Source organism: uncultured Brachyspira sp., assembly GCF_944390595.1.
Lineage (GTDB): Bacteria > Spirochaetota > Brachyspiria > Brachyspirales > Brachyspiraceae > Brachyspira.
Map to the genome: position 1 here is coordinate 1 of NZ_CALXRN010000236.1, position 10,845 is coordinate 10,845.

Annotated in this window: 14 protein-coding genes; 8 read left to right on the forward strand and 6 right to left on the reverse strand. The window is 25.2% G+C overall.

The genetic code is table 11. From position 1 onward, the window contains the following. Positions 1-146: 146 nt before the first annotated feature. Positions 147-302, reverse strand: coding sequence for a hypothetical protein (locus tag Q0J90_RS14015; RefSeq protein WP_297278498.1), 156 nt, complete (start codon positions 300-302; stop codon positions 147-149). A gap of 171 nt (positions 303-473) precedes the next feature. On the opposite strand from Q0J90_RS14015, the gene Q0J90_RS14020 reads away from it, so the two are divergent. The 5 genes from Q0J90_RS14020 (at position 474) to Q0J90_RS14040 (ending at position 4,557) form a co-directional block, all read left to right on the forward strand. Further along, positions 474-1,475, forward strand: a complete 1,002-nt coding sequence (locus Q0J90_RS14020) for a DNA adenine methylase (protein WP_297278499.1) — start codon at positions 474-476, stop codon at positions 1,473-1,475. Further along, positions 1,476-2,378 carry a Dam family site-specific DNA-(adenine-N6)-methyltransferase gene (locus Q0J90_RS14025; RefSeq protein WP_297278500.1) on the forward strand — a complete coding sequence of 301 codons (903 nt, stop codon included), beginning with the start codon at positions 1,476-1,478 and terminating at the stop codon, positions 2,376-2,378. Positions 2,379-2,399: 21 nt separating this feature from the next. Further along, complete coding sequence (locus tag Q0J90_RS14030; RefSeq protein WP_297278501.1) at positions 2,400-3,980, forward strand: AlwI family type II restriction endonuclease; 1,581 nt, start codon at positions 2,400-2,402, stop codon at positions 3,978-3,980. Between the two features lie 125 nt (positions 3,981-4,105). Beyond that, positions 4,106-4,327, forward strand: a complete 222-nt coding sequence (locus Q0J90_RS14035; protein ID WP_297278502.1) for a type II toxin-antitoxin system HicB family antitoxin — start codon at positions 4,106-4,108, stop codon at positions 4,325-4,327. Further along, entirely contained in the window at positions 4,324-4,557 is a 234-nt protein-coding gene (locus Q0J90_RS14040) for a type II toxin-antitoxin system HicA family toxin (RefSeq protein ID WP_297278503.1), read from the forward strand. Before Q0J90_RS14035 ends, Q0J90_RS14040 begins: the two co-directional genes overlap by 4 nt. Positions 4,558-4,566: 9 nt before the next feature. Here the strand turns inward: Q0J90_RS14040 and Q0J90_RS14045 are convergent, their stop codons facing one another. The 4 genes from Q0J90_RS14045 to Q0J90_RS14060 form a co-directional block, all read right to left on the reverse strand. Continuing rightward, on the reverse strand, positions 4,567-4,782 hold the full coding sequence (locus tag Q0J90_RS14045) for a hypothetical protein (protein ID WP_297278504.1): 216 nt from the start codon (positions 4,780-4,782) through the stop codon (positions 4,567-4,569). After that, on the reverse strand, positions 4,775-5,077 hold the full coding sequence (locus Q0J90_RS14050) for a BrnT family toxin (protein ID WP_297278505.1): 303 nt from the start codon (positions 5,075-5,077) through the stop codon (positions 4,775-4,777). The genes Q0J90_RS14045 and Q0J90_RS14050 overlap by 8 nt, the downstream gene beginning before the upstream one ends. 48 nt (positions 5,078-5,125) lie before the next feature. Beyond that, complete coding sequence (locus Q0J90_RS14055; protein WP_297278506.1) at positions 5,126-6,238, reverse strand: hypothetical protein; 1,113 nt, start codon at positions 6,236-6,238, stop codon at positions 5,126-5,128. Positions 6,239-6,376: 138 nt separating this feature from the next. Beyond that, positions 6,377-7,135: a glucosamine-6-phosphate deaminase gene (locus Q0J90_RS14060; protein WP_297278507.1), complete on the reverse strand. Its 759-nt coding sequence runs from the start codon at positions 7,133-7,135 to the stop codon at positions 6,377-6,379. A 160-nt stretch (positions 7,136-7,295) separates the two neighbouring features. On the opposite strand from Q0J90_RS14060, the gene Q0J90_RS14065 reads away from it, so the two are divergent. After that, positions 7,296-7,955 carry an HAD family phosphatase gene (locus Q0J90_RS14065; protein ID WP_297278508.1) on the forward strand — a complete coding sequence of 220 codons (660 nt, stop codon included), beginning with the start codon at positions 7,296-7,298 and terminating at the stop codon, positions 7,953-7,955. Further along, positions 7,949-8,383, forward strand: a complete 435-nt coding sequence (locus Q0J90_RS14070) for a PTS sugar transporter subunit IIA (protein WP_297278509.1) — start codon at positions 7,949-7,951, stop codon at positions 8,381-8,383. The genes Q0J90_RS14065 and Q0J90_RS14070 overlap by 7 nt, the downstream gene beginning before the upstream one ends. A gap of 73 nt (positions 8,384-8,456) precedes the next feature. Here the strand turns inward: Q0J90_RS14070 and glyA are convergent, their stop codons facing one another. Next, complete coding sequence (gene glyA / locus Q0J90_RS14075) at positions 8,457-9,872, reverse strand: serine hydroxymethyltransferase (protein WP_297278510.1); 1,416 nt, start codon at positions 9,870-9,872, stop codon at positions 8,457-8,459. A 225-nt stretch (positions 9,873-10,097) separates the two neighbouring features. On the opposite strand from glyA, the gene Q0J90_RS14080 reads away from it, so the two are divergent. Next, complete coding sequence (locus Q0J90_RS14080) at positions 10,098-10,733, forward strand: hypothetical protein (protein WP_297278511.1); 636 nt, start codon at positions 10,098-10,100, stop codon at positions 10,731-10,733. Positions 10,734-10,845: the final 112 nt, after the last annotated feature.

Sequence of the window (10,845 nt, forward strand, 5' to 3'; positions counted from 1 at the left end):
CTATATCTATACAGAACAAAATAAAAAATGGGATTATCTCCCACGAATAACCCCATTAATTTAATAAATGAACAAATAACTACTTTTTGTTAAAGTATAAAATTTAAAAACCGATAATTAATATGCGATAAGGGAAAGAATACACTTTATCCCTGTACATTTAAAGCACCGCCTGTAATTTTCGGCTCTACTTCTATAGTTGATGTATTATCAGAAAAATTACTTCTGACAGTAACATTTACCCCGCCTATTGACGTAACATAAGTATTAGTTGTGTCAGTCGTCGTAATAGCTGTAACCATATTTGTAAACTCCTTTTTAAATATAGCTTTGTTCTTAAGATAATTATACATTATAATAAAAAATTCACAAATAGAAAATTATCTTTTTTTGAGTAATTTTTACAGTATAAATATCACTATCAAATTTAAAAAATCTATATCCGATATATTTATAAAAATTACGGAAAAAACATGATATATAATATATGGAATAGAAGATATACAGGATCAAAATACAAATTATCAAATTGGATAAAAGAATTAATAATTAATAACTGTTATGGAGATTCATTTTGTGATTTATTTGCTGGAACAGGAATAATATCATATAAAATGTTAGAACAATATAAAACTATACATTTAAATGATATCTTATTCTCAAATGAATTAATATATAAAGCATTTTTTTATAATGCTGAATATGATATAAATAAATTAATTTATACAAAAAACTATTTCAATAATATAGAAATAAATGATGATAATTATATTTCAAATAATTTTGGAAATAAATTTTTTTCAGTTAATGATTCTAGAAAAATTGGATATATAAGAGAATATTTAGAAATAAATAGAAATGATTTTTCAGATAAAGAATATTATATATTATTAGCTTCTTTAATATATTCTTTTGATAAAATAGCAAATACAGTTGGTCATTATGATGCTTATATAAAAAATAAAGAGATTAAAGATAAATTTGAATTTAATCTTATAAAACCATATAATACTAATATGAATAATATAATAATATCAAGAAAATATGCAAATGAATTGGTAACAACTACTAATGAAGATATAATATATATTGATCCCCCATATAATTCTAGACAATATAGTAGGTTTTATCACATATTAGAAAATATAACTATGTGGAAAAAACCAAAATTATTTGGTACAGCATTAAAACCAGCACCAGAAAATATGAGTAACTATTGTAGAAATTCTGCTAAAAAAGAATTTAATGATTTAATAGAAAAATTAAACTGTAAATATATTATAGTATCATATAATAATACATATAATTCAAAAAGTAAATCATCTGAAAATAAAATATTATACAATGATATAATTAATATTCTAAATAACAAAGGAAAAGTAAAAATATTTGATATAGATTATAAATTTTTTAATGCAGGAAAAACAAATTTTACTAATCATAAGGAATTTATTTTTTTAGTTAAGGTTTTTTAAATGAATAAAAAAATAATAAGATCACCTTTATTTTATGTTGGAGATAAATTTAAATTAATACCCCAATTAAACAATATATTTCCAAAACAAATAGATACATTTATAGAACCATTTTGTGGAGGCGGTAGCGTATTTTTAAATATAAATGCTAATAAGTATATTGTAAATGATATAGATAAATATGTAATTAAATTACATAATTTTTTATTATCATATATAAATAAAGAAGATTTATTTTTTTCAGTAATAAAACAAAATATAGATAAGTATCGACTATCTGCAACATATTTAGGAAAAAATGTCCCATATGAATTAAAATACAAATTTAAAAAAACATATTTTGCAAAATATAATAAATTTGCATATGCTAATATGCGTAAAGATTTTAACAAAAATAAAGAAGATATTATGTTACTATATATGTTAATTATTTATGGGTTTAATAGAATGATTAGATTTAACTCTAATGGTGATTTTAATTTACCAGTTGGAAATGTAGATTTTAATAAAAATGTTGAAAATGCTATAATAGATTATTTTAATAATGTAAAAAATAAAAATATATTATTATATAATTTAGATTTTGAAAATTTTTTAAATAATATAGATTTTAAAAAAAATGATTTTATATATCTAGATCCACCATATTTAATTACGTATAGTGAATATAATAAAAATTGGAATGAAAATGATGAATTGAGATTAATAAATACTTTAGACAAGTTAAATAAAAAAAATATTAAATTTGCTGTATCAAATATTTTATGGCATAAAAATAGATATAATTGTATTTTTAATGAATGGGCACAAAAGTACAATATAATAAATATTTCTAGTAACTACATAAGTTACCATGATAATACTAATAAAAATTCTATAGAAGTATTGGTAAAAAATTATTAAATATAAAGAATAGGAAAAATTATGTCTAAAGAACGAAAAAAAGAACTTAAACCATTATCATTTTCAACTACTATACGTAACCCAGAGAGAATAATTGATTTTTTAAGATGTATATTGGAATATGAAGGAAAAATATTAACTAATCAATTAATAAATGAAATAGTAAAAAATATTTTAAAAAATAAAGTATATAGAACAAGATATATAGATCATAATGCAGAATTAAAAAATATATATAATTCTGAAGAAACTTTTACAGAGGCACAACTAGATGAAATAATAAAAAACAGTATACAGGACCATAAAGAAACAGGTTTTGATAATGGTTGGCCTTCGAGATTTGATACTTGGTATAAACTACCAAAAGAACTTGGATTTATATATTATAGAATGAATGAACAGATTATTATATCTAGCACTGGACATATGTTAATAAATGCTATGAATGATGAAAATCCAAATAATCAAAAAAAACAAGATATTTTTTTGAATGCTATGATGAAATATCAAACAAATAATCCTTTTAGAAAAAATAAAATATCTAATTCTCCATTAATATTATTACTTAATACTATTAAACTATTGAAAGAAGATAATGAAGAAAATGATGCTGGAATATTTAGGAATGAAATACCTCTATTAATATGTTGGAAAGATGATGATTATAATTCTCTATATAAACTAATAAAAAAAATACGACAACAGTATAAATATAATTATGGAGATGAAATCATATATGAAATATGCCTATCACTTTTGGGAGCTAATAAAGAAAAAAATGCTAAAAGATTTAAAATAACTCAAATAACAAATGAAGCTGTAGATGACTTTATAAGAAAAATGAGAATAACTGGTGTTATATCGTTAAGAGGAAATGGTAGATTTATAGATTTTAATACATTTAAAATTGACACAATAAATTACGTTCTCAAAAATTATAGCCAATATAAAACATTTACAGATGAAAAAGATTTTTTTCAATATATGGGAAGCATTGATAGTAATATACTAAAACCATATAAAATAGATGTTAATAGAATAAATAACATAAAAATGTCTGCATTAGAGAAATGGGCTAAAAAATTATCAAAAAAAGATATTATTGATGAATTAAAAATATTATTAAAAAAACAAGAAACAAAAAATAGTGTACTAAAATTTATCAATAAACCAACAAGACTTGAATTTTTAACTAGTGTTTATTTAAAACAACGCTTTACAACATTAAAAATATGCCCAAATTATAGTATAGATGATGAAGGATTACCAACATTCACCGCTGCTGGAAACATGGCTGACATAGAGTGTTTTGATAGGGATGGTAATCAGCTTGTTGAAGTTACATTAATTTCATCTAGAAATCAATCTATAATAGAAGTACCTGCTATAAAAAGGCATTTAGAAGAATCTATAAAAACATTTAACAAAGATCAAACTTTTTCTATATTAATTGCTCCTATAATTCACGAAGACACTAAATTACTTATTGGTTATATAAAATATCAACATAATTTAACAATTATACCATTGACAATTACAGAATTTATATCAAGGTTACAACAATGCGAAAATATATTAGAAATATTAAATACCATTTCTTAGTAAAATTCTTACAAAACAGTATTAAATTAATGCATAATATTTATGCGTTTAGGAAATTTGCTAAAGGGGCTTAAATTAATAATTCTTTATGTTATAATTAAAATATAAAATATTGGGGTTTATTAATGAATAAAAAATTTTTCGCATATATAGAATATGATAAAGAAACTAATGTTTATGTGGGATATATTCCTTCAATAGTAGGTGCACATACTCAGGCTGACACTTTGGAAGAATTGCATATAAAATTAAAAGAAGTTCTTGATTTATGCCTTGAAGAAATGGACAATGAAGAAAAAAATGCTATTCCAGAGTTTGTAAAAGTGGAAGAAATAGAGCTTGTATGAGTAAGCTAATTTTGAAAGAGGCAAAAACTATAGAAAAGTTACTGCTTTTATTAGGATTTGTTAAGCAAAGGCAAAAAGGAAGTCATGCTTTTTATAAACATGAAGACGGAAGATCTACTGTTATTCCTTTTCACTCAAGCAAGGTAATATCAAGACCTCTTATGAGAAAAATATTAAATGAAATAAATCTTGATGTGGAAGAATACAATAATTTGATAGAAAAACTGTAATAATCCAAATTATTTATTAATTAAATATTTTGAAAGTATTTGATTAGCTATTTCTGATATTGAGGTTTCTGACTGCTTTGATAAAATTTCCAATTCGGATAATATTTTTTTATCTAAATAAATAGGAGTTTCTATATCTTCGCTACTAATAAAAAATTTTCCGTTTTCAAAATATGTAATTCTCTGAGCTTTTGAAAAATCATATTCTTTTTTTATATCACTCATAATCCCCCCTATTATAATATTGATTAATTTCATTTTTAGTGGCATACCTTGCTGATATGATTCTTATAACTTCTTCAGCTGAATTTTTTGTTCTATCTGTATGAATAACAACAACAATAAACTTTCCTTTAATATTACCCATCGTAATAAATCTATCTTCATAATAAGAATGTTCTTCATCTTTCATAATGAGAGCATTTTTATCTGAAAAAACATATATTGCATCTTCAAATGAAATTTTATGTTTTTTAATATTGATAAGATTTTTATTGTTATCCCATTCAAATTTTATCATAATATTATTTTATATTATTAAACTATAATATCAATAGAATGAATTAATTTATTTCTTCCTAGGTAAATGCTTTATTACCTGACCTTCAAGCTGAATTGATTTCTGTTTAGTGTCGTATCCTAAAATTTTACCGTAAACTTCTATATAATTTTTAGCTTCCAATTTTACAGTTACATTCACTATTAAATCAGCAACACCTGCTATGTTCTTATCTTCATTGTCATAAACTAATATTCTAGCTCTCTTTTTAGGAACCCCGTCTATATTAGTCTGACTTATAGTGTTTACATCAGCTTTCCATTTTATGTATCCGCCGTTGTATAGATCATAGTTTTCAACTACCGTGAGATAATCAGGACTTTCTCTGAATATATTATAATCCGGTGCTATTACAAAGTTTTTTAATACTCTGAATCTCTCTTTTAAATATTCGTTTATATCACTTTTTAATGCCCCGTTTATTATCATAACAGCTTCATTAACAGATGCACTTCTCATATTATTCTTAGCTTTATCAAACATCTCAGCAACTTCACGAGGCGAGTATGTAGGACTTTGAGCACTCTCCTGTATTTTACCGTCTTCAAGCCCTTCAAATAAATATACATTCTCAAGTTTTTCTCTTAATTCCTTCTGATCTTTATCAAGAAGAACATATCTTATTTTAGGATAAACTCTGTCTATTACTAAATATGAACCAAGAGTAAGTATAAATGCTATAGGTATAAGAAGTAAAAACTTAGATACAGATATCCTTTTCTTTCCAAGCAAATAAGCTCTAGGATTAATCTCATCCCCTTTGGCATTATTAGTTAAAAATCTTATTCTTTCAAGATTATCTTTAGCTACTTTATTCTCCGGTTCTAAATCTAATATTCTAAAATATTCTCTTAAGGCATTTTCTCTGTGTCCATTATGCAAACTAATATACGCTTTAGCAAGCATAGCACTAATACAGAAACTATCTTCTCTGAGAGCCTTTCTTGAAACTTCTTCAGCACCATAAAAATCTTTTAAGAAAATATCAGCAAATGCCAGCATAGCATAAGCATCAGCATCATGGGTAATTCTTGATTTATTATTGAGAATAAATTCTTTTGCTTTTTTATACTTCTTCTTTTTTATTAAAGTATAAGCCGTATAAGCTATTTTGCTTTTCATATATAAATGATAATCCTGTATTTAAAGTGTTAACATAATTATCGGTATTATGATAACTTACATTAACACTTTTTTAATTTATAAAATAATAAAGGACAGCAAATATGCTGCCCTATTTTATATAAAAATAATATTATTTTACTTTTTAGCAGGCTTTTTCTTGCTTAATCCAATAGCATCGGCTAATTCTTCATCAATAACAACCACAACATCATTGTGAAGTTTTAAAAAAGTAACCGGACATTTAGTTGTAACTTTGTCATGATTTAAAAGCTCTTTCATTGCTGCAGCTTTACCCTTTCCTATTGCCGCAATAACTATTTTTTTAGCTTTCAATATTCCGCCCATACCCATACTGAATGCTTCTTTAGGTACATCTTTTTCTGAATTAAAAAATCTTGCATTAGCTTTAATTGTCTTTTCATCAAGCTTAACACATAAAGCATCAGCATGTAAAGCCTCATCAGGTTCATTAAATGCAATATGACCATTAGGACCAACTCCTAAAAGCTGCAAATCTCTAGGAAGTTTTGCTATTTTATCATTAAACTCTTTCAATATTTTATCTTTATCACCTACTCCCTTAGGAACAAAAGTATTTTTCTTATCAATATTTACATGATCAAATAAATTTTTATTCATAAAATATCTGTAGCTTTGTTCATTTTTAGCATCTAATCCCTTATATTCATCTAAATTAACAGACTTAACATTTTTAAAATCTATTTCTTTTTTCTGATATGCCTTTATTAAATGAGGATATACAGCTTCTGCTGTACCGCCTGTAGCAAGACCTAAAACAGCATCTTTTTTTACTTTTAATAAATTAATAATCTCTGCTGCAGTTTTTTTACCAACTCCATTGGCATCTTTTGCTATAATAACCTTTAACCCCATAATCATATTCTCCTTAAATTATTCTTAAATATATGTTTGTTTTTTTATTAATAATAATTATAACATGTATATAATTTATTATCAAATAATATAAAATTATATTGATTTTGATAAAAAAAATATAAAATATTTTTCTATAAAATATAGTAAGGATTTAGAAATGAGCAAAATAAAAATTAAAGCTGCTATATTTGATTTTGACGGAACTCTAGTAGACAGTGAAAGTTTATATACAAAATCATTAATATATATGGCTGGTAAAATGAAAGTGCTTGAAGATGTAGATTTTAAATCTATGGCAGGATATCAAACTGATGACATAAAAAAAATGTTAATAGAAAAAAATTATTATATACCTGAAAATTTTTTTGAAGATACTGAAAAGTACTTCCGTAAAATAATAGAAACAGATTTAGAAACTTTTGATAATGTTATTGAAACTTTGGAAAAGATGAAAAAACTTGATATGGTAATAGCTTCAAACAGTAATATAAGTTATGTTAAAAGAATGTCTGAAAAAAAAGGAATAGCAAAATATATAAAAGATTATTCATGCCATAATGAACAATTAAAAGCTAAACCTGAGCCTGATTTATTTTTATATGCATTTGAACTTTTAAAAAAATATAATAACAGCATAACAAAAGAAGATGCATTAATATTCGAGGATAGTTTAGCCGGAGTAGAAGGTGCTAAAAAAACAGGTATAAAAATTGCTGCAATAACTAACAGCTATGATGAAGAAACATTAAAAGAAAAAGGAGCAGATATAGTAATTAATAATATAGGAGATATATTTGATTATATAGAATTATGTTAAAGGAAATGTTAAAAGAAAAAATACAAATTATAGAAGATGCTGAAAATTGGGAAGAGGCAATAAAAATATCAGCAAAACCGCTTTTAGATAATAATAATATAGAATACAGATATGTTGACTCTATTATAAATAATATATATAAATATGGACCATATATAGTTTTAGTTGATGGAGTGGCAATGGCTCATTCAAGACCTGAAGACGGTGTTATAAAAATGGGAATGAGTTTTTTAAAAATAAAAAACGGCATAGATTTTTATAAAACTGAAAATAAAGTATATCTATTTTTTACATTAGCAGCTGAAGATTCAAGCAGTCATCAGGATGCTATGTCTGAATTAGCAGATATTTTAGGAAATGATAATTTAGTAAAAAAAATTATACAAGAAGATTTAACAGAAGAGGAAATATTAAATTTATTTAATTAATTTTCATTATTAAAAAAGAGAGGCTATAAAATAATATGCCCCTCTTTTAATTATTCAAACCTAATTATATAAATTACATATCAGCTATATATTTATACATAGGGAATTTTTTACATAAAGCATCAACTTTCTTAGCAACAGAAGCAATAAGTTTTTCATTGCCGCTATTACTCAAAACCTCATCTATATACTGAGTAAGCTCCATAACATCTTTCTCTTTTAAACCTCTTGTAGTAATAGCAGGAGTACCGAGCCTTATGCCGCTTGTAACCATTGGAGATTCTGTATCATAAGGTATGCCGTTTTTATTTGTAGTTATATGAGCAGCATCCAATACAGTTTCTGCAACTTGTCCAGTTATACCTTTAGATTTTTTAACATCAAGCAATATTAAATGAGTATCTGTACCGCCTGAAATTAATTCATAACCTTTAGATAAAAACATATTAGCCATAGCATCAGCATTTTTCAAAACCTGCTCTTGATATTTAACAAATTTAGGATCAAGTGCTTCTTTGAAACATACAGCTTTAGCAGCTATAACATGCATTAAAGGTCCGCCTTGTATTCCAGGGAATATTGTTTTATCAACTTTTTTTGCCAATTCTTCTTTTGTAGAAATGATATATCCTCCGCGAGGTCCTCTTAAAGTTTTATGAGTAGTTCCTGTTACAAAATCTGCATATTCAACAGGGTTAGGATGAAGACCTGCAACAACAAGTCCTGCAATATGCGCCATATCTACAAGTAAATATGCTCCTACCTCATCAGCAATCTCTCTAAACTTTTTAAAATCTATTTGTCTAGGATAAGCACTTCCTCCAGTTACTATCATCTTAGGTTTATGCTCTAATGCTAAATCTCTAACCTCATTATAATCTATCTGCATTGTTTCTCTGTTTACATTATAATGCTTAAAATTGTATATTTTACCGGAAAAATTAACATTCTTACCATGAGTTAAATGTCCGCCTGCATCTAATGATAAACCTAAGCAAGTATCGCCCGGCTGCAATACAGCCATATAAACACCCATGTTAGCTTGAGATCCTGAATGAGGCTGAACATTTACAAATGGTGCTTTAAATAATTTTTTTGCTCTTTCTCTAGCTAAATCCTCAACAATATCAACAGCACTGCATCCGCCGTAATATCTTTTTGATGGATAACCTTCTGCATATTTGTTTGTAAATATTGAACCTTGTGCCTCCATAACAGCACGTGAAACTATATTCTCACTAGCTATAAGTTCAAAACCGCTGACTTCTCTTTTATACTCAGCTTTCATAGCAGTAAATATTTCTTTATCAGCAGTTTTAAGCGGAGCTTCTGATACATAATATTTAGGAGCAGCTACTTTTTTTTCTGCTACTTTAACTGCTTTTTTTGAGTTAGTATTTTTTTTAGAAACAGTTTTTTTGGCAACAGCAGTTTTTTTAGCAGATTTTGATGAGCTTTTATCTGCTGTTTTTTTCTTAGATACAGCCATATTTCCTCCAATGAATTTTATATGTAGTAATGATATATTAATATAATTTTTTTTTCAATTATTCAACATATTAATAAGTGCTTTTTTAATAAAAAAGTAAAAAAGTTTATTGACCTTACTAAAAAATTTCATATTGATTTTTTTTGTTTAAATGTTAGTTATAGTCTAATTAATTGTTATATTATTCTAACTTTATATAAATGATTTTTAGGAGATTGATCAAATATGATAAAAAAAATATTACTATTAGTAATTGCATTATCAGCATTATCATTTAATTTATTTGCTTATGCAGAAGGATTTGAAGTATCTTTAAATGTACCATTAGGCGTAGCAATAGGAACACCTAATAAACCATTAAAAGATTTGGGTTATAAAAGCGGTAAAGGATTTGATACAGGCGTAGAAATACAAATAGGCTATTATCATAAAATTTATAACAGAATAGGAGCTGGTTTATTCTTTGATTTAGGATATACCTATGATAGTTATATAACATCAAAAACATTTGAAAGCGGAAATACTATTGATACTTCTATGTATATGCATAACTTTGAAATAGGACTGATGCCTAAAATTACAATTTGGGGAGTTTCATTAGGCATTGGAGGCGGTATAAAAATTCCTATGGCTGGAAAAAAAAATTTAGAATACGGATATAGTGCATCTATAATGCATTATTTTAAAATGACTTTAGATTATTCATTTTTTGTAACAGATAATTTAGCTATTGTATTGGGAGTTTATATTGCCCATGATTACGGACTTCCTTTAAGATCTTTAACTGACACACCAAGAATTGGAGGCTCAGGAGGAGGATTAATATTAGGATTCAAATTTGGATCAAAATTAGCAGACTAAATAAAAAATAATCATTAAATATTGATTTTTTTTATTTAAATGTTAGAATATACTAACAATTTAGATATATATATAAACTTTATATAAAACTAATAATTAAAAGAATATATTT